The following is a 19,294-nucleotide window of genomic DNA, read 5'->3' on the forward strand; positions in this document are numbered from 1 at the left end:
AGAGTGATCATGAACAATGCGGTTGCAATGAAAGCCAAATGGCAATTTTGGATCGATCGCGGGGGCACGTTTACGGATATTGTCGCCCGCCGTCCCGATGGGCAAATGGTGGTGCACAAGCTGCTCTCAGAGAATCCAGAGCAGTATCGCGATGCAGCAGTAGCGGGAATTCGGATGCTCATGGGGTTGGCGCCGGATGCCCCCATTCCCAGTGAAGCCATTGAAATTGTGAAACTGGGGACAACGGTGGCCACCAATGCTCTTTTGGAACGCAAAGGCGAGCCAACGGTGCTCCTGATTACCCAAGGCTTTGGGGATGCTCTAGCCATTGGCTACCAAAACCGCCCGGAGCTGTTTGCCTTAGCGATTCAGCAACCGCCGCCCCTCTACAGCCATGTCATTGAAGTCAAAGAACGGGTGAGTGCCCAAGGGGAAATTCTCGTTCCCCTTGACTTAGAAGCCCTGAAGCCCCAATTGGCAGCGGTCTATGACCAAGGCATCCGCAGTTGCGCCATTGTGCTCGTGCATGGCTACCGCTACCCTGACCATGAACAACAGGTGGCAGCCTTGGCAAGGGAGATGGGGTTTAGCCAAGTGTCGGTGTCCCACGAGGTAAGTGGCCTGATCAAGCTGGTCAGCCGGGGCGATACGACTGTTGTGGATGCTTATTTGTCGCCGGTGCTGCATCGCTATCTACAGGGGGTGCAGGGGGAGCTGGGGGAGATTCCCCTCTACTGTATGCAGTCCAATGGCGGTGTGGTGGCGGCGGCCTGCTTGCGCGGTAAGGATAGTCTGCTTTCAGGCCCTGCTGGGGGGATGGTGGGGGTGGTGCGCACTGCTTTAGCCGCAGGGATTGAGTGGCTGATTGGTTTAGATATGGGAGGTACCTCGACAGATGTCTGCCACTATCGCCACAATCCGGATGCCCCTTGGCCAGAGTATGAGCGGTGGCAGGAAACCACCATTGCCGGTGTGCGCTTGCGATCGCCCCTCCTAGCCGTGCATACCGTCGCTGCCGGCGGTGGCTCGATTTTGCGATTTGATAAGGGGTGCTACCAAGTGGGGCCAGACTCTGCCGGTGCCAATCCCGGACCTGCTGCCTATCGTCGCGGCGGACCTCTCACGGTGACCGATGCCAATATCCTCTTGGGGAAAATTCAGCCCGCCTATTTCCCCGCTGTCTTTGGCGCCGATGGTCAACAGCCCTTGGATCGCGAGACGGTGGAACAGCAATTTGCTCAACTGCGCCAAGAGATCTACGAGAGCACCGGAGATGCCCGCAGTGTTGCCGATGTGGCGGCTGGTTTTATTGAAGTGGCGGTGAATACCATGGCACAGGCAATTAAGAAAATTTCCCTAGAGCAGGGGCACGATGTGCGCGACTATACCCTCTGCTGTTTTGGCGGTGCCGGCGGCCAACACGCCTGTTTGATTGCCGAGGTGTTGGGAATGCCGCAGGTGTATCTCCATCCCTATGCGGGGGTGCTCTCGGCCTACGGCATTGGTCAGGCGGAGCTGCGGGTACTCAAGGAGCAAACGATTGAACAACCCCTCACCGCCGCTGTTCTGGTGGAGCTGCAAGGCCAAATTGAGCAGCTAAAAGGGCAAGCAATAGATGAACTTGTTGCCCAAGGGGTCGATCGCCCGCAGATTCAAAGTCAAGTGCGCATCGGCTTAGGTTATGTGGGGACAGATACGATCCTCTGGGTGCCCTGGGCAGATTTGGAAAGGATGGCAGCCGCATTTGCCCAAGCCCATCGCGATCGCTATGGGTTTACTATACGGGGGCGATTGCTCCGCATCGGTCAAGTCGCGGTTGAAGCCGTTGCTGTTCAGGCAGTTCCAGCGGTCACGATGCCCCATGCCGCCACAGAACTCACGCCCCTTGCCCATGTGTCGGTTTACAGCAAAGGCCAATGGCACAAAGCACCCGTCTATGAGCGCGATTGCCTCCCTGTCCATCAGGTCATTGCAGGGGTGGCCTTGATCTTAGATGCTACGGGCACCAATGTGGTTGAGGCGGGCTGGCAGGCGGAAGTGGATGATCAAGGGGGATTGTGGCTGCGTCCCCTGCAGGAATCCCCGGCACCGTCAAAGCAGATTGCCGTCACCGTTGCGGATCCGGTGCAACTAGCCATTTTTCAGCAGTTATTTCGCGCCATTGCTGAGCAAATGGGAGTAACGCTCCAGCAGACCAGTGCCTCGGTCAATATCAAAGAACGGTTGGATTTTTCCTGTGCTCTGTTTGATGCTGCCGGCAACCTTGTGGCCAATGCCCCCCATATCCCCGTCCATTTGGGGTCAATGAGCGAAAGTGTTAAGGCACTGCTGGCTGAGAAAGGCAACACCCTCCGGGCGGGTCAGGTTTTTGCCACAAATAATCCCTATCGCGGTGGCACCCATCTGCCGGATATTACCGTGATTACCCCCGTATTTCTCAAGGGGGAAGCGCAACCCGCCTTCTTTGTCGCCTCACGGGGGCACCATGCTGACATTGGGGGCATTAGTCCTGGATCAATGCCGGCCAATAGTACCGATGTCCGTCAAGAGGGAATTCTCTTTGATAATGTGCTGCTGGTGGAGGGCGGGGAGTTTCAAGAGGCGGCCATTAATCAACTGTTGAGCCAAGCCCCTTGGCCGGCTCGCTATCCTGAGCAGAATCTGGCGGATCTGCAAGCCCAAATAGCCGCCAATCAGCGGGGGGTACAAGAACTGATTACCCTGTGCGATCGCTATGGTCGCGAGGTTGTCGCTGCCTATATGGAATTTAGCCAAGCCAATGCTGCTGAGTGTGTGCGCCAATGCCTGCGATCGCTCCAAGGGGGACGCTTTTGCGTGGCCATGGACAACGGCAGCCAAATTCAGGTGCAAATCACTATTGATAGTCACGAAGGCACCGCCTGCCTGGACTTTGAGGGCACCTCCCAGCAAACCAATGACAATTTCAATGCTCCCCTTGCCATTACCAAGGCGGCTGTGCTGTATGTCTTGCGAACCCTCGTACAGGAGGACATTCCCCTGAATGCGGGCTGTTTGCGTCCCATTGAACTGCGGGTGCCGCAAGGCTCACTGTTGAACCCCCAGTTTCCGGCGGCGGTGGTTGCTGGCAATGTCGAAACCTCGCAAACCCTCACCAATGCCCTCTACGGTGTCCTCGGCATTATGGCAGCGGCTCAGGGAACGATGAACAACCTCAGCTTTGGCAGCGATCGCTATCAATACTACGAAACCATCTGTGGCGGCGCTGGGGCAGGAGCCACCTTTGCCGGAGCCAGTACGGTGCAAACCCACATGACCAACTCTCGGCTCACCGATGTCGAAGTGCTCGAAAACCGCTACCCCGTGATTGTTTGGGAGTTTTGCCGTCGGCGGGGCAGTGGGGGCAAAGGGCAGCAACCGGGGGGAGATGGGGCAATTCGTGTCCTTGAGTTTCGTGAACCCATGACCGTCAGCCTCCTCAGCCAGTCGCGGAAAATTCCCCCTTTTGGCCTTGCGGGTGGTGAGTGCGGTGCAGTGGGTGAAAATCAATGGCTGAAACTCGGCCAAATTCCCCATCCCTTAGCAGGAACCGCCACAATCAATGTTGAAGCGGGCGATCGCCTGCGCATTTGTACCCCAGGTGGTGGTGGCTTTGGGGTACCTCAACTCTCAGATTAGATATATCAAATTAATCTTCATCGTCGGTGGGTTGACCGTTGCTGCTCACTTGTCTAAGGTGAATGTGCTTACGGCCAAGGGTAATTTCAAATTCATCCCCCGGCTTGAGATTCATTTGCTTGGTATAGGCCGAACCAATGAGTAAATTACCATTGGCTTGTACCGTGATTCGATAACTAGCACTGCGACCGCCTCGGCTACCACCACGCCCTGACTTCGTATCAAGATTCATCCCCAAGGCTTCAAGAAGCGCCTTATTAAACTTCAGTTTGCTGATGCGCTCCTTACCACTTTGGGTGACCGTGTAGTAGCCACAGGCCTTTGCTTTTTCCTCGTGGCTGAGATGTTCCAATTGTTTGTACTTCTCTAATAAAGCAGCACCTGTCAAGGGTTCTACTTGCTTGCGTCCCATTTTAACCTACCTTTTCAATGATCAAATACTGTCTATTCATTGGCGATTCAATCAAAGAGTGCCAAAGCCTGACAGCGAACTCGTAATGAATGAGTGTCTATTTTTAGCAAACCATAATTTTTTTCAGAATTCAAGTTGCGATCGCCCTTGAGTCAGGGTTTTACATTTCCTTTAGACGAGTTACATTGACACCCTTTTCACAGGGACGCAAGAGGCTCAAAAAAGTGAGGGCTAGTGTAGAAAGTACGCCACCTCTTTTACAGCCCTTTTCACAGGTATCGCGCAGACTCAAACACTACAAAAGCCACGACGGAAGAGATTTCTATCAGCGTTTATGTATCCCCTATTTAAGACAAGGGCGGTAGATGCTCTATCCTTCAGAAAATGACGCCAATCAAACTTACGGCACTTTTTGCAAGAATTGAATACGCTCACAACAGTCGCTTCAGTGTGAGGTGGCAAAGCCCAAGAGTGTCAAACCCGAATTGGCCTGCTGATCATTGTGAACTATTTGGGAAAATAGAAGCAAGCTCAAGCACTTGTTCGGGGAACTGCGGCAATTGCACAACGCCACTGGTCGGAATAATTCTCTTGCTGAGGTAGCCAAACTGCCGCGGGGTAATTTCAGCAGGTTCGCTATAGACTTCCAGTGTGCGATCGCTGACATTGAACAGCCAGTAATAGGGAATCTTGGCTTCAGCATAAAGCGATAGTTTCACTGTGCGATCGTACTCTAGGGATGAATCCGCCACTTCTATCACAAGGAGCGTGTCCGCAGGTGTGGGATGGGCTGAGGCATAGTCATCTTCTTGGTTTTTAACGATCGCCACATCGGGTTCTGGCTCACCGTCAAGGGCAATCGTAATCGGCGACTGGCACTGAAGCGTGGCGCGATCGCCCACAATCTTCGGTAAAATTCGCAACAATCGCCGCAGACAGCTTTCGTGCGCTGTTCCCTTGGCCGCCATTCGCACCAATTCCCCCCGAATTAGCTCAATGTGGTCATCTTCCCTCAGAAACCCAAGTTCCAATAAACGGTGATAGTCCTGCACCGTAAATCGCACTGGTTGGGGGGTTGGAGTGGGTTGGCAAGTGGTGATGATCATGATCTTAATTTTAGGCAGAGTCTCAGAAGTGACGCATTCTTCGCTAGAGAATGCCCTAAACTGTGGAAACATCAAGGGTGTGGTGCCCTATGATTCCACGTCAACTGGTATTGCGCAATTTCCTCAGCTATCGCCAGGCCACTCTTCCCTTTGCGGGGTTACATCTGGCCTGTATTTGTGGTGCCAATGGGGCGGGCAAGTCCTCGCTTCTTGAGGCGATCGCCTGGGCACTCTGGGGGCAAAGCCGCGCTAGCCGTGAGGATGATGTGATCTACTACGGCGAAATGGAAGCCCAAGTGACGTTTGAGTTTAGCGTTCAGGGGCAGACCTATCGGGTGGTACGGTTGCGGCGACGCGAGCAACATACGGTTTTAGAGTTGCAGATTCAAACAGCAGCGGGCTATACCTCGCTAACGGGGCGATCGCTACGAGCAACACAGGAAAAAATCATTCAAATTCTGCGCCTTGACTACGCCACGTTCGTCAACAGTGCCTATCTGCGCCAAGGCCGTGCCGATGAATTTATGGCCAAACGCCCCAGTGAACGCAAGCAACTCTTGGCCACCCTTTTAGGCTTGGATCAATACGAGACCCTTGCGGAAGCGGCTCGCGATCGCGCCCGTGACTACAAAGCCCAAATCAGCGTTCTGGAACAACGCCTCCAGAGCCTAGGGGAGCAACTCGCCCAAGAACCGCAGTTACGCGCCCAACAGGCAGCGGTGAGCCAGCAGATTCAACAGCAACGGCAGCAAGTCGAGCAGTGTCAACAACGGCTCCAAGAGCAACAGGCCGCCTACCACGTCCATCAACTGCAACAGCGGGACTATGAACACCTGCAACAGCAGCGAGACACCCTCGGGACAACAATCGCCCATCTCGAGCAGCAGTGCCAGACGCTCCGCCAAGAACAGGCCGCGATTGCGGATCTAGAAGCCCGTGCCCCCCTCTTGGAAGCCGCCGTTAGCCAATGGCAGCGCCTGAAAACCGCTGAAGCGCAATTGCAGCAGTGTTTTGCTGACTATCAACGGCTGCGCCAACAGCGCGATCGCCAGCAGCAGAACCTCGACCAGCAGCGCCAAGACCTTCTGCGCATCCTGCATGGATTGGAGAGCCAGCAGCAATTTCTTCTGGAACAATGCCAGCAGTTGGAAAAGCTCCTCAAGCAAGAAAATCAGATTGTCGCTGCCTTTGAACAGCTACAGCGATCGCGCGCTCAGCTCCAAGCACAGGAAGAGCTTCAACAAAAAGTCTTTCCCCTTCTGCAAGCCAAACAGCGCCTTGAACTGGAACGGCAACAGCAGGAGCAACGCCTCCGCAGCCGGCGCGATGAATTGCAGCAGCTGTGGCAGCATCTCCACCAACAGGTGGAACGACAACCTGCTCTCCAAGAGGCGGTGATACTGATTACAACACAGATTGAAACCCTTGAAAAACAACGGGTTTATCAAGACCATGTGCGGGAAAAGGGACTAGAGCGCCGCCGCTTCCTAGAGCAACTGCAAGCCCGCCAGCGGGAATACGAGCGGCAGATTCATCAACTGAACCAGCGCCTAGAACTGCTCCATCAACCGGGAGCCATCTGTCCCCTGTGTCAACGTCCCCTCGATGCCGAGCACTACCAGGCTGTCCTGCAGCGCCATGTCGCTGAAAAACAGGAACTGCTCAATCAGGTGTGGGTAATCCGCGAGCAGCTGGCAGTCACAGAGCGCGAAATTCAGGTCCTGCGGCGGGAATATGCAACGGTTGCCCATGAGATTTCCCAACTGACGCAACTCTTTGAGCAGCGGGGGCAACTCCAGCAACAACTCCAGAGCACACAGGATTTGGAACCTCAGTTGAATCGCTTGGCTGCAGAAATTCAGCAGATTGAGCGGCAGCTGAGGAACGGCCATCAGGAAACCCTTGGGGAACTACAATCGATTGAGGCGGAACTGAAGCGCCTCAACTATGACGAGAAAAATTTAGCGATCGCCCGCGGGCAAGTGGAAAAATGGCGTTGGGCCGAAGCCAAGGAACAGGAACTCCGCCAAGCGCAGCGGCAATACCGCCAAATTCAGCAACAACTGCCGGCCCTAGTGGCACAACAGGAAGAACTGCAACGCCAACTCAATGCCCTTGAAACCCTCTCCCCCTTGGCACAAACCTTGGCCACCATTGATCAGCAGTTGGCGGCCTTAGCCTACGATCCTGAGCAGCACGCCCAAATTCAGGCACAACTGGCGGCATTAGAACCGAACTGTGAGGCCTATCAGACCCTGCAACGGGGGCGATCGCGCCAATCCCAACTCCGCCAAGACCTCCAGCACCTAGAGGAAACGCTGCACCAACAACGGGAACAACTGCAACGCATTACTGACAAACTTGCTACCCTTGAGGACACTGCACGCGCCGCCAGCCGCCTTGCCGCCGAGCTGAACCAATGTCAACAGGAACTCCTGAAGCAGCAGCAGACCCTCGAAGCTAACCTTGCCCAGCATGGCAAACTCAGCGCTGAATTAGAGCAACTCCATCGCCTAGCCCAAGAATACGAACAGGGACAGCAAACCCTTGCCCACCTCCGCTATCAATACCGCCTCTACTGCGAACTAGCCCAAGCCCTAGGCAAAAATGGCATTCCTGCCATGCTCATTGAAACGGTCTTGCCCCATCTGGAGGCAGAAACCAACCATATCCTGGGTCGCCTCAGCAATCATCAACTCCATGTGCAGTTCATTACCCAACGCAGTCGGCGGCGCAGTGGCGCTGATACTAAGCCCATTGAGACCCTCGATATTCTCATTGCCGATTGCCAAGGGACTCGACCTTACGAAAGTTATTCTGGGGGTGAAGCCTTTCGCATCAATTTTGCGTTGCGTTTAGCCTTGGCGCGATTGTTGGCGCAGCGCTCCGGCAGTGATGTCCAGTTTCTCATTATTGATGAGGGGTTTGGAACCCAAGATGCCCAGGGCTGTGAACGGCTGATTGCCGCCTTGAACGCGATCGCCCCTGAATTTCACTGCATCCTCGCCATTACCCATGTGCCTGCCCTCAAAGAAGCTTTTCAAACCCGCATCGAAGTCACCAAAATAGGGGGAGCCTCCCAACTCAGCATCATTACCTAGGACAGGGGTAGCAGCTTGCGGCACAATATCGGCAAAATGGTAGAGTAGAGTCAGCAACAGCACACTTTGCCAATGACGGTTGAACTTATTGCCAAACTCAGCGATCCCATTGTCAGTGCCGGACAGGGGGCACAGCGCCAACTGGAACTAACGTTAGCGGCACAGCGACAACAACAGCAGCGCGCTCCTCTCAATCTCTGCCTGATTTTGGATCACAGTGGCTCAATGGCATGGCAACCTTTGGCAATGGTCAAGCGAGCGGCTCAGTCATTAGTGGATCGATTACAGCCGAGCGATCGCCTGAGTATCGTGGCCTTTGATCACAAAGCTCAGGTGTTAGTGCCCAATCAATTTGTGCAGGATAAAACCGCAATCAAGGAGCAAATTGCAACCCTTGAGCCAAGTGGTGGCACTGCCATTGATCTGGGGATGAAACTGGCCCTGACAGAGTTGGCCAAAGGCAAACAGGGAACCATCTCCCAAGCCTTTTTGCTCACCGATGGCGAAAATGAGCACGGCGATAACCAACGCTGCCTTGAACTGGCCAAGCTGGCAGCAGAGTACAACATTACGTTTAATACCTTAGGGTTTGGCGTTCACTGGAATCAGGATGTCCTCGAGCAAATTGCCGATGCAGGCGGCGGGCGGCTGATGTTTATTGAGTATGCTGAGCAGGCGATCCCCTGTTTTCAAGCGCTCTTTAGCCACATTAGCAGCGTGGACTACACCAATGCCCATGTCCTATTGACCCTGAGTGAGGCGGCACAACTAGGGAACTTCAAACCAGTCAACCAAGTGGCTCCCGATACGATTGAACTCACCTACGACAGCCCCACCCCCCACGAGTATGTGATTCGGATTGGCGATGTTTCCGCTACCGTCAAACGCACACTCCTGATCACCCTGAGTACCCAACCCTTGCCCCCAGGCTCTCACCTCATTGGTTTTGTCCAAGTCCGCTACGATGACCCCGTGCAGCAAGCCACTGGCCTTTTCTCCGAGAGGATTCCCCTGACGCTCACAGCAGAACCAGAGCACATCCCCCAAGTGGATCCAGAGGTGCAGCAGAGCATTCTCACCCTCGAAAAATACCGCAAAACGAAACTGGCGGAAACGAAACTGCAATCGGGAGACACCGCTGGCGCTGCCACCTTTCTTCAGAGTGCGGCCAAAACTGCTCTCCAACTGGGGGATACGGAAGCCGCAAAAGTCCTTGAGGCCTCGGCTCAAGAGCTACAGCAACAATCCACCCTCAGTGAATCAGCCCTTAAGCGCACGCGCATTGCTTCAAAAACTGTCCTGAGCAATCCCCCCTCAAATTAGCCACAGGGCATCGCCATTGCGGCAACCCAACACCCTTTGGGCACTGCCGCCATTAACGGCTAACTCAATAAACCCATGACTGCCTACTAATGCCATCAGATGTTGAGGTGGAACATCACCATAGGTGTGGACGAGGGGAATCTGCTGCCCCTGAATCTGAATGTGGTGGTAGCCCTTGGCTAAAAGCGCCGCAGGGAGTGTGGTGATCACATTGCCAAAGTGATCAATCGCTTGAATCCAACCTTGGATGCCTTGGGGGGTGATTTCATAGGTGAGGTGGGGCAAGCGCACCAAACTGTCTGGCTCAATGGCAGAGCCAAGGCGCGCGAAATCTGTTCCTGCGCCTAAATGGGCGGCCACGGGGGCAAAAATATCCCGCCCATGGAAGGTAGCACTGGGGTTGGGGGTACGCCAAAACTGCGGCTGGGTGAGTTCAACCACTCGCCGCGGGGGATAGCGATCGCCCACTAGACTAAAGACCCCATTATCGGGTCCCACACAATAGCCAACCCCCAGATCAAGGGCGATCGCCCGCCGACGGGTTCCCACCCCCGGATCCACCACCACGACATGCACCGTTTGCGGGGGAAAATAGGGCACCGCTTGCAGCAGTTGAAAACTGGCCGTGCGACAATCCTGCGGTGGAATTTCATGGCACAGATCAATCACTTGGGCTTGGGGATCAATACTTAAAATCACCCCCTTCATCACCCCTACATAAACATCCTGATGGCCAAAATCCGTCAGTAGGGTAATGCAGCGAGCCATAGGCAGTTCACAGAGACAGTCGCTTAAACAAGGGTTCAGGAATCCAACGAATGATCACCATGATCCAGCGCCAAATGGGTCGCACATAGATCACATCTTTCTTTTTTTCTATGGCTGTGAAGATCGCATTGGCCACTTCCTGCGGCTGAGCAGTGAGTAGGGGGGGCAACCTCATGCCTTCGGTCATCCGTGTCCTCACGTAGCCCGGCAAAACCGTTAAGACCCGAACCCCCGATTTGGCCAAGCGCTGCCGCAACCCCGACAAAAAGGCTGTAAACCCCGCCTTGGCAGAGCCATAGCAGTAATTCTTTGCCCGCCCCCGTTCCCCGGCCACAGAGGAAATCCCCACTAACGTCCCAAACCCCCGCTGCTCAAACATATTGGCAAAGAGACTCAAAATAACGACTGGCCCCTCATAATTGGTGCGCATCACTTCAAGGGTAAGGGATAAATCTTGCTCACATGCCTTTTGGTCTGGCATAAAGCCAACAACGCAGATCACGATCGCGGGTTGCTCCGGGAGTTGCTGGATAAAACTTGCATGGGTCTCCACCGCTAAAACATCAAATTCATGGACACTGACGGCCACGCCGTAGCGTATTTCCAGATCTGCTTTATCTGGCTCTAGGCGACTCACCTGTCGTGCCGCCAATTGAATCGGATAGCCCTGAGCTGCAAACCGCTGGGCGATCGCCCGCCCCATATCGGAAGTTGCCCCCAAAATCAGCACAGGCGCCCTCATAGATGTAACCTCTTTGACTGTTCCGAAGCAAAATTCACCGTCCACTGTTGGGCATCCCTGACCTTGACAAACGTTTCTACCCGAGCATCGGACTGGCGCAGGCGCATCGGCGTCAAATGGCTATCCTTGGCAAGGTAAAAGCGACCCCCATAGTGTAGGGTGATCTCCTCCAGTTGATCCAAAACCTTGAGGGTGCGTTGCGACATCGGAAAGTCCAAGGCCAAGGTATAACCCGCCATGGGAAATGAAAAATAACCCTGTTGATCCCCCAACTTCTTCAAGACCGCCAGAAAGGATCCCGCTCCTGCGGCTGACGTGCAATGCAGTAACGCCGATAAACCTTCACGGGCAGTGCTCAGGGGCAAGACACATTGGAACTGGACAAAACCGCGCCGCCCATAGATGCGATTCCATCCCAATAAGCTATCAAGGGGATAGAAGAAGCGATCCCAATCCACGAAGGACTGGCTGGCTTGCCGTTGCTGATTGAGAAAATACAGTTGATTAAAAGCGCGAACCGTCAAGGGATTCAAGGCACCATTGGGAAAATCCACGGGAATCGAGAGTTTGCGTCGTTGCGGAGTCCGCAGTGGCCTTTGGCGATATTTGGCTGGCAACTCCTCCCGTGTGGCATGTTCGCCCAGTATGAGCACAGACCGTCCTAACTGCGAACCAGTCGCCAGACAATCAATCCAAGCCACGGAGTAGGTCACGTCCTGAGCCGCCTCAAAGAGATCAATGACCTCGTCTAAATGCTTGGCGATGCGGGTCGTTTGGCGAATCCACGCGGTTTCAATGGGGCGCAAGCGAAAGGCGGCTCTGAGGATCACCCCCGTCAAGCCCATTCCCCCCACCGTCCAGTAAAACAAATCCTGATTTTCGGAAGGGGAGCAGCGATAAATTTGCCCCTCACTGGTGAGGAGATCCAGCCAGTCCAAACTCTGAACAAAACTGCCCTCTTTGTGGTGATTCTTGCCATGAACATCAGCCGCAATCATGCCCCCCACAGTGACAAACTTTGTACCGGGGGTAATCAAGGGAAACCAACCGCGAGGCACAAAAATCTCGAGAATCTCCGCCAGCAGCACCCCCGCCTCAGCAATCAATTGACCCGTGTGCGGATTAAACCCCAATAGGCGATTGAAGTGGCGCATTTGCAGCGTTGCTTCGCCATTGAGGGCGCTATCGCCGTAGGCACGGCCATTTCCTCGGGCAATGAGCGGCAAATCCCTCTTGAGAAGCTGGAGAATTTCGGATTCTGAGCGCGGGCAATAGACATGACAGGTCTGCACAGGATACCGCCCCCAGCCGCAGAGCGGTTGTAGATAGCTCCTATGGGTGATGGGAAAAGACATATCGTTTATCTAAGTGATACTTGACAACATAGCCAATGGCTAGACCAATAATGGCGCCAATTTCGCGCATGAAATGGCTGTGCCAAATCAACCAAAATACAGTTTCAAATCCCCAAAAGATGGCCGTTGTGAAAATCCCCATCGAAGCATACAGACTAAATTGACGGCTATAGTGATGCACACCCTTTTTATGATCAAAAAAAATCCAGCGCTTATCCAGATAGTATTTCACTACCAAACCCACGAGGGTACCCACTGCCACTGCGGTTATAAAATAAGGGAAACTATTATCAATGAGTAATATCACCCTTTGAAAAAATAAATTCATAAAGGTGGCAATAACCGCAAAAACTGTATAGCGAATAATCAGAGTTTGCAAACTCATAGAATCCCACCAAGAATAAAGAGAACTAGGCAGATCAAGAAACAAATTTGACTTTGGCGATCTTTAATTGCATAAACAATTGGATCATAGTGCATCAACCCGCGATGGGTCAGCAGGATGGTGCGGGTAATCCAATATAGCAGCACACAGCAAATACCCCAGAGCACCTGTGGTCTTGTGTAAAGAAGCTGCACTTGGGGAGAGTTGATATAGAGTGCCAGCACCAAAATTGAGACATAACCCGCCCCAATGGCCATCATGCTAATAATCGGCAAATCGTCAATATGATAGCTCCGACCACTGGTCTTGAGTTGTTTGCGGTGACGATGATCCACCAGTTCTGCTTGCCGCTTGACTGTTGCTAGGCAAAAGAAGAAAAAGATGGAGAAGGCCAAAAGCCAGACACTGAGGGAAATTTTTGTGGCAACCGCACCCGCAAAGATGCGAATGGTGTAAAGACCAGCCAGCGTGCAAATGTCAATAATAATCCGTCGCTTTAGGTAAAAGGAGTAGGCAGTTGTGAGACCATAATAGGCCAGCAGAATGCCCAGAAATGACCAACTAATAGTGGTGGCGATCGCCATTCCCAGTCCTAAAAGCACCAAAATCATCCAGATGCCATGACAGAGGGGAAGATCCCCAGCGGCAAAGGGACGATGACGCTTGCGGGGATGGGCGCGATCGGCCTGCAAATCCAAAAGATCATTTAAGACATAGACACTAGAAGCCGTGAAATTAAAGGCAACCACTGCCAACAGCGAAATCCAAAAGGTTGGTAAATCAAATTGATGTGCCGCGAGCATAGGCACAAAGACCAAACTATTTTTCACCCACTGATGGGGGCGGATTTCTTTCAGGTAGGGCTTAATACTTCGTTTTGCGCTGCCGAGATGTTCCACATTGGGATTAATTTGCTCGACTTTTTTGCGTAGCCGAGGAGACGCATTGACCGTCATTGCTTTGGCCGCAACTGCCCACACAGGCAAATCAGCCTCAGAGTCCCCCATGTAGATAAAGTTTTTCTCACCAAAACGCTCTATAATGAACCTTGCCTTATGCTCTCCCTTCAAATTAAGCTGGCCATCAGACCCATAAACCTCGTCAAAAAGCCCTAAATGGGCAGCAATCTTATCAGCAATGAGTTGATCAGTGGCAGTGACGAGAGCAACCTTACCCCCCCTTGCTTTCCAAGCTTGGATATACTGAATAACTTCTGAATTATAGGGTAGTGATGTAACCTCTATTTTAGAGAGAGTGGCTAATTTTCTTTTGATCTGGGCGCGATTAAAACTTCTTGTTTTGAATAATTGAATTAGAGACTGACTAAAAGACGACCAGATTAATTCCAGCAGAACATCTGTTTTCAGTAGTGTTTTATCTAAATCAACTGCAAGGTAAATCATCTATTCATGCCAGAAATAGAAAGGCGGAAGTAAAAAATGGGATAGATAGAACTCTATTGTCACAGCGATTTAAGGTCATGGGTGATTACTCAGTGAGCTAGATGAGTTTAATTTTGGAATAATTTGATAAATAATTCCTTTTTGCTCAAGTTGATATTTTTTGATCACTTCATCTAACTGATAATAAGCAGGTGGTTCAATTGCTGCAATAAATATCTGATTATCATCAATATTGCGATCAATCCAATTTACAACTCCCTCCGAAAACAGTCTTTCTACAAAAATTAATCGAACATCTGTCCTATACTTATCAATGGTCTGAATAAATAGTAAAGGTCTCCACAGTGTATAATCTGCTATCAAAATACCATCTTTGGATACATTACTTAAAGCCGTTTCAGCAAATAGTCTAGGTGAGTAGTCTCCATTTTTAGGTGGCCATAAGAAGTACCAATTATTATCTCGCAATGGTGCTACTCTTGCTCCAACTATATCTATTTTCGTAATTTCACTAAATTTAACTGCGGAAAAATATGTGATTGGGGGAATTAATGCAATTGCTAAAAACAGTAAAATAATATTCCTACGAAAGAAAGGATATAGATGTGTAAGATAGGCAATCCCCAAACCAACAAAAACCGAAAATGCTGGATAGACATGAATATAAACATTGAATTTATCAGGAATAGAACTTATCGACCCTGCATATATGAATGTTCCGCCCCAAATGATAATAGGTAATGCCTCAAACACACGAAACCAAATAGAAGCAACGACTCCAACTGAGCCAATTAAAATAGAGAGACCAAAGTAATTATATGCCAGATAAGCAAAAAATTTAAAAAATTCACGTAAAGGCGAAACTTCATAAAATGAATTTTGAGTCATGACCAATCCAAGTGCCTTGAAAATACTTTGACCTGAAAGTAATTCCAAGAAAACATTGTTCCAGTATGTATGAGAAACTAGAAAGAAGATAGCTAGACAAATAGCAAAATTAGCTAGATTAGTCTGCCTCCATCGAATGAATGTTAAGGAAACGATAGCTACTAGAAGAATTAAGCCAGTTGGCAGATGAAGTAAACTAAATCCTGCTAAACCATAGGAGAGTAACAAAAAGTATTTCGAGTGGTGTGCATTGTAGCGACTCCAATAGACTATGCTGCCAAGAGTTGCAAAAGCTAATGTAGTACTAAAAGTATAAACTTCAGCAATGACTGACAGCAGCCAAAAACTGTGAGATACAATGAGGCTAGTACCTGCAAGAACAGAGGCAGTTCTATTAAGGGTAATTACTTGTACTATCCATGTTACCAAGGCTACGGTTACTGCACCAAAGAAAGCCGAAACAAAATTAGCCCTAGCACCGACATCACCAAAAGGAATTGCTTGGAAAAATTGGCCTATTGAAAGGAATAACTTATACTCTCGATGACTACCTATGAAAGTTGTATCTTGTGTACTAAGCATTCTGAGAGCAAGATCGGCACTATCACCCCATGATATTGTAGGCGCAAGTGTTAGTGTATAAATTATTAAACCAACTAAAAAGGTAATTGAAGGAGTAATTAAGCTATTATATGAGGTTGAATTGATAGAGCGGCGCATATCCTCAGAATAATTAAAATATCAGAATTGTTACTGAAAACTACTGTGACCATACAAAATCCGTGTATATTTTAACATCTTAACACAAAACACAAAAGCCTGTGATTAGCACTACTTTTCCCAAGAATTCTGTGATCCTTCGTGAGGAGACCTCAGTCACAAACATACTACAGGAACTTGGTCAGAAGTGTTGAATCCTGCAACAAAACTTAACATTTTAAGTGACCAGTAGCTCTGGCTGCCAATCAAAGCTCCAATGCACTATCGAGCAGCGACGACTGAGTTCCAGTTGCAAATATCGCAATTTGTCTAATAGCTTCTTCCCAAAGTATTCAGTTATCTCCACCAGCTCTAAAATTAAATAGGCAATTAAAACCATATAAATCTGATTTATCACCCCGTTCAAACTCTTCGTAATCAACTTGTCTAATGATAAATGCATCTTCAGAAATTTCCATAGGTTCTCAATCGCCCACCGATGCCGATATAACTCACTCACTTCCTCATCACTCAGCTCCTTTAGATTTGTCGCTATACGAAACTCCCTTTGATTCTCGTCAAAAAATTGAACCACGCGATATCTCTCATGATTGAGCTTTATTCTCATGTTATTCTTGATACGTACAACAAATGAGCACTTCCTCTCACTCAGTCGCTCTAAAAATTGCCAGCTCGCAAACCCTCTATCCATGATTACAACAGCATTTGTAATCCCTGCATGATTCAAGCGATAAAATAAGGCTCTCATACTGGTTAACCCTTGGTCGAGAACGTAGGTCAACCAGATTTTGAAGAACAATTGAGAGTTCAGCACGGGGTAGTCACAGGGGCTGAGCCGATTGAGAATGGACTTGACAAGAGTTGCAAAAGATGCCATAGTAAGTTGACTGTTTTTCTTCTTTTAAGGGAAGAATATGACATTTCTTCCCTTTTTTCTAGCCTCTCAAACTATCTTTCAACACTTCTGTGCCAACGCCATCCCTTAAGTTGACAATTATTTCTTAAGCCTATGGCCACAGCGTCAGCGTCTATACCCGATTGGCTGCTCAACCTCATGCTTCTTGCTATTCAGGATGGTCGAGAATGGGGATACGAGTTTCTTCGTGATCCCCACTGGGGTGGCGATCGCGATCGCATGGCCAACCACGCAATTTATGAAGCCACCCTCTGGTCAGTGGGTTCTGGAGTCGCCACTGGCGTCATGGGCTGGGCTGGCATGCCCCTCGAAATTGCCTACTTTTACTATGCCCAAATCAAGCTGGCAGCGGCGCTGTTCATCATCTATGGCTTAGATCCCGAAAACAAAAATGTGCTGATGATGCTGATTCCCACTGCCTTGGGGTTTACTGCCGCTGAACTTGCAAACCACTTCGGTACCCAATTTTGTCGGCAAATCTTCAAGACCTTTGGCCGGCGGGCGGCGCAAAAAAATTTATCCCAAGTGCTGATGGCAGTCTTCAGGCAGCTGCCGCCTCCCCTTTTGCGGCAGATTTTTGGCAAAGCCTCGAGCAAAAGTCTCACCCTACCTGCGCAGGCCGTTCCCCTTGTGAGTGGCGTGATTGGCGGGGCGACGAATGCCGTCATGATGAACATTTGCGGTCATGGGGTGTGTACGGTGATCAAAACGTTTCGATCGCCTAGTTAGGTGTCTTCGACAGGCTCAGACTCTAGGACGGTTTTCAGCGTTGCGGCTAGGGGAATGGCCAGCAAAATTCCCAAAAAACCTGCCACCCGTCCGCCAATGAGCAGAGCAATAAACTGCCAGAGGGGATTCAGGCCCATCAAGTCCCCCAGTAACTTTGGGGTAAGCACGTTATCCTTAATTTGTTGCAAGACCACAGCAATCACGAAAATATTCAAAGCCAGCCACGCATTCTGAAAGAGGATGAGCAGTGTCACTAAACCAATGCCCAAGGTCGCCCCCACCACAGGGATGAGCTGGGCAATACCAATGATCAGGGCAAAGAGAAAGCCAAAATTGACCTTGAAGGCGATCATAAAGGGAATCAGGGCAAGAAACATAAACAACCCCAGAAAAAGCTGTGCTGAGAAAAAACTGCGAATATTCAGCCGCAGCGAGTAATCCACCATCTGTCGCCAAGGCTTGGGTACCAGTTTCATGATTCCGCGCCAAATTTCACTGCCATAAAAGAGCATATACACCGTTAGGATTAGCACGAGGAGCACATCAACAAATTTAGTTAGGGTTGTAATCGCCACACCGGGTAACATGGCGGCAATCCCTTTGAGCTGGATCGTCAGCTCTTCCATCAAGTCATTCACCCCCACGGGAAAGCGGTAGCGGCGCAGTAGTTGATCCAGATGGCGCAAATTTTGATTGCTGGTATCCGCCAACTCTGGCAGTTGATTCAGGAGTTCTTCCGCCTGTTGAATAGCAAGGGGGAGCAGCAACAGCATCAAGACACTGACCACTAAAAGAGTAATCAGTAACACAAGGGCGATCGCATTCCGCCGCCGCAAACCACGAGCACAGAGGCGAATCACCACTTGATTGAGCAAAAAAGCCAAGATGGCGGCAATGACAAGGAGATTAATCGGATATTCAAAGTAAAGGTAAACCTGCTCCGCCACCCAGAGATTGAGGACAATCAAAGGTCCCGCTATTAAATAGGCAAGATACCGTTGCCAACTCTGCGGCGGGCCAGACCATCTCATGGGACTCTAGGTTGAATGACTCCTAGGCAGGCGAGTGCGTAACCAATTGCCCAGCACCAGCAAGCCCACGATCGCCAGTGTGCCCCAACCCAAGGGACTCGGATACCAATAGGCTGCCTCTAGGTGATTCAGATAACCGGGCATCAATGTCCAAGTCAGGCGATCGCCCCTTTGCTGAACATGAGGATTGACCACGGTATCAGCAGTAGTGGCTGGACGCTCAATCGGGCGTGCCCCCCAAGGGGTTTCTAGGGCAAGTTGAAACTTCAGGAGCGACTGCGGTGCCACCAAAACAGCTTGATCACGGGACTCAATGCCCAAGGGGCGCAGATCAATGTCATAGCGAAAGCGCTCCCGTACAAAGAGCAACCAGTTCTGGTCAAAAATCTCCGCCTCAGCAGTGACTTGGGGAAGATAGGGCACACCACCGATGCGGTTGAGGACAGTGGCCAATTGCTGGCTGGTGTCAAAGGGAATCGTCAGCTGAAGATGGGTTTTATCGCGTTCCTTGACCACTCCCCCCAAGCGGCGCGCCTGCTGAATCACCTGTTCTGTAAAAGGGAGATCGGGTTGGGGCAGCGTCAGCGTGTAGGTTAGGCTCCCCCCAGTTTGTCCCTGATGCTGGATGACCATATCTGCTTGGACGCATCCACTCAAACAGACCACAAGGGGTATCAAGAGCCAAAGTATCCAGCGCTGCATTCCGCCTCTATTCCTTTCCTTGGTTTTGCTGTGCAAGATTATCCTATCTTGGGATG

15 protein-coding genes are annotated in these 19,294 nt (G+C 50.8%); 4 read left to right on the forward strand and 11 right to left on the reverse strand.

Going from position 1 to position 19,294, the window contains the following annotated elements; all coding sequences use genetic code 11:
* Positions 1-9: 9 nt before the first annotated feature.
* Positions 10-3,657 (forward strand): hydantoinase B/oxoprolinase family protein, encoded by a 3,648-nt coding sequence (locus M0646_RS04345; protein ID WP_286649904.1) that lies wholly within the window; start codon positions 10-12, stop codon positions 3,655-3,657.
* A gap of 10 nt (positions 3,658-3,667) precedes the next feature.
* Here the strand turns inward: M0646_RS04345 and M0646_RS04350 are convergent, their stop codons facing one another.
* The gene (locus M0646_RS04350) at positions 3,668-4,069 is read right to left on the reverse strand and encodes an AbrB family transcriptional regulator (protein ID WP_286649905.1); all 402 of its coding nucleotides are present in this window, start codon (positions 4,067-4,069) and stop codon (positions 3,668-3,670) included.
* Positions 4,070-4,566: 497 nt separating this feature from the next.
* On the reverse strand, positions 4,567-5,175 hold the full coding sequence (locus M0646_RS04355) for a Uma2 family endonuclease (protein ID WP_286649906.1): 609 nt from the start codon (positions 5,173-5,175) through the stop codon (positions 4,567-4,569).
* A gap of 89 nt (positions 5,176-5,264) precedes the next feature.
* Here M0646_RS04355 and M0646_RS04360 point away from each other — a divergent pair, with 89 nt between their 5' ends.
* Together M0646_RS04360 and M0646_RS04365 are read left to right on the forward strand one after the other, a co-directional pair.
* Positions 5,265-8,276: an SMC family ATPase gene (locus M0646_RS04360; protein WP_286626750.1), complete on the forward strand. Its 3,012-nt coding sequence runs from the start codon at positions 5,265-5,267 to the stop codon at positions 8,274-8,276.
* Positions 8,277-8,348: 72 nt separating this feature from the next.
* Positions 8,349-9,599, forward strand: coding sequence for a VWA domain-containing protein (locus M0646_RS04365; RefSeq protein ID WP_286626751.1), 1,251 nt, complete (start codon positions 8,349-8,351; stop codon positions 9,597-9,599).
* Here M0646_RS04365 and M0646_RS04370 read toward each other — a convergent pair.
* The 7 genes from M0646_RS04370 to M0646_RS04400 form a co-directional block, all read right to left on the reverse strand.
* Complete coding sequence (locus tag M0646_RS04370) at positions 9,591-10,367, reverse strand: S-adenosyl-l-methionine hydroxide adenosyltransferase family protein (protein WP_149818507.1); 777 nt, start codon at positions 10,365-10,367, stop codon at positions 9,591-9,593. The two genes, M0646_RS04365 and M0646_RS04370, sit on opposite strands and share 9 nt — an antisense overlap.
* Before the next feature lie 7 nt (positions 10,368-10,374).
* A complete protein-coding gene (locus M0646_RS04375) occupies positions 10,375-11,109 on the reverse strand; it encodes an SDR family oxidoreductase (protein ID WP_286626754.1) in 735 nt (244 codons plus the stop codon).
* A complete protein-coding gene (locus M0646_RS04380) occupies positions 11,106-12,464 on the reverse strand; it encodes an FAD-binding oxidoreductase (protein WP_286626755.1) in 1,359 nt (452 codons plus the stop codon). Before M0646_RS04380 ends, M0646_RS04375 begins: the two co-directional genes overlap by 4 nt.
* On the reverse strand, positions 12,442-12,849 hold the full coding sequence (locus tag M0646_RS04385) for a GtrA family protein (RefSeq protein WP_286626756.1): 408 nt from the start codon (positions 12,847-12,849) through the stop codon (positions 12,442-12,444). The genes M0646_RS04380 and M0646_RS04385 overlap by 23 nt, the downstream gene beginning before the upstream one ends.
* Complete coding sequence (locus M0646_RS04390) at positions 12,846-14,252, reverse strand: UbiA family prenyltransferase (protein WP_286626761.1); 1,407 nt, start codon at positions 14,250-14,252, stop codon at positions 12,846-12,848. The genes M0646_RS04385 and M0646_RS04390 overlap by 4 nt, the downstream gene beginning before the upstream one ends.
* Before the next feature lie 75 nt (positions 14,253-14,327).
* Entirely contained in the window at positions 14,328-15,860 is a 1,533-nt protein-coding gene (locus tag M0646_RS04395; protein ID WP_286626762.1) for a protein O-mannosyl-transferase family, read from the reverse strand.
* A gap of 217 nt (positions 15,861-16,077) precedes the next feature.
* Entirely contained in the window at positions 16,078-16,737 is a 660-nt protein-coding gene (locus tag M0646_RS04400) for a transposase (protein WP_399374240.1), read from the reverse strand.
* Positions 16,738-16,869: 132 nt separating this feature from the next.
* Here M0646_RS04400 and M0646_RS04405 point away from each other — a divergent pair, with 132 nt between their 5' ends.
* Positions 16,870-17,505 carry an EcsC family protein gene (locus tag M0646_RS04405; RefSeq protein ID WP_286626764.1) on the forward strand — a complete coding sequence of 212 codons (636 nt, stop codon included), beginning with the start codon at positions 16,870-16,872 and terminating at the stop codon, positions 17,503-17,505.
* On the opposite strand, the gene M0646_RS04410 is transcribed toward M0646_RS04405, so the two are convergent.
* Positions 17,502-18,536 (reverse strand): AI-2E family transporter, encoded by a 1,035-nt coding sequence (locus M0646_RS04410; protein WP_286626766.1) that lies wholly within the window; start codon positions 18,534-18,536, stop codon positions 17,502-17,504. The two genes, M0646_RS04405 and M0646_RS04410, sit on opposite strands and share 4 nt — an antisense overlap.
* A 6-nt stretch (positions 18,537-18,542) precedes the next feature.
* Positions 18,543-19,238 (reverse strand): DUF3153 domain-containing protein, encoded by a 696-nt coding sequence (locus M0646_RS04415; RefSeq protein ID WP_190278220.1) that lies wholly within the window; start codon positions 19,236-19,238, stop codon positions 18,543-18,545.
* Positions 19,239-19,294: the final 56 nt, after the last annotated feature.

Source organism: Thermosynechococcus sp. B3 (assembly GCF_030323045.1).
Classification (GTDB): Bacteria; Cyanobacteriota; Cyanobacteriia; order Thermosynechococcales; family Thermosynechococcaceae; genus Thermosynechococcus.

What these genes read in the sequence shown, in the direction of transcription:
- M0646_RS04345 (WP_286649904.1), top strand. Translation starts at nt 10, where the DNA reads ATGAACAATGCGGTTGCAATGAAAGCCAAATGGCAATTTTGGATCGAT.
- M0646_RS04350 (WP_286649905.1), bottom strand. Translation starts at nt 4,069, where the DNA reads ATGGGACGCAAGCAAGTAGAACCCTTGACAGGTGCTGCTTTATTAGAG.
- M0646_RS04355 (WP_286649906.1), bottom strand. Translation starts at nt 5,175, where the DNA reads ATGATCATCACCACTTGCCAACCCACTCCAACCCCCCAACCAGTGCGA.
- M0646_RS04360 (WP_286626750.1), top strand. Translation starts at nt 5,265, where the DNA reads ATGATTCCACGTCAACTGGTATTGCGCAATTTCCTCAGCTATCGCCAG.
- M0646_RS04365 (WP_286626751.1), top strand. Translation starts at nt 8,349, where the DNA reads ATGACGGTTGAACTTATTGCCAAACTCAGCGATCCCATTGTCAGTGCC.
- M0646_RS04370 (WP_149818507.1), bottom strand. Translation starts at nt 10,367, where the DNA reads ATGGCTCGCTGCATTACCCTACTGACGGATTTTGGCCATCAGGATGTT.
- M0646_RS04375 (WP_286626754.1), bottom strand. Translation starts at nt 11,109, where the DNA reads ATGAGGGCGCCTGTGCTGATTTTGGGGGCAACTTCCGATATGGGGCGG.
- M0646_RS04380 (WP_286626755.1), bottom strand. Translation starts at nt 12,464, where the DNA reads ATGTCTTTTCCCATCACCCATAGGAGCTATCTACAACCGCTCTGCGGC.
- M0646_RS04385 (WP_286626756.1), bottom strand. Translation starts at nt 12,849, where the DNA reads ATGAGTTTGCAAACTCTGATTATTCGCTATACAGTTTTTGCGGTTATT.
- M0646_RS04390 (WP_286626761.1), bottom strand. Translation starts at nt 14,252, where the DNA reads ATGATTTACCTTGCAGTTGATTTAGATAAAACACTACTGAAAACAGAT.
- M0646_RS04395 (WP_286626762.1), bottom strand. Translation starts at nt 15,860, where the DNA reads ATGCGCCGCTCTATCAATTCAACCTCATATAATAGCTTAATTACTCCT.
- M0646_RS04400 (WP_399374240.1), bottom strand. Translation starts at nt 16,737, where the DNA reads ATGGCATCTTTTGCAACTCTTGTCAAGTCCATTCTCAATCGGCTCAGC.
- M0646_RS04405 (WP_286626764.1), top strand. Translation starts at nt 16,870, where the DNA reads ATGGCCACAGCGTCAGCGTCTATACCCGATTGGCTGCTCAACCTCATG.
- M0646_RS04410 (WP_286626766.1), bottom strand. Translation starts at nt 18,536, where the DNA reads ATGAGATGGTCTGGCCCGCCGCAGAGTTGGCAACGGTATCTTGCCTAT.
- M0646_RS04415 (WP_190278220.1), bottom strand. Translation starts at nt 19,238, where the DNA reads ATGCAGCGCTGGATACTTTGGCTCTTGATACCCCTTGTGGTCTGTTTG.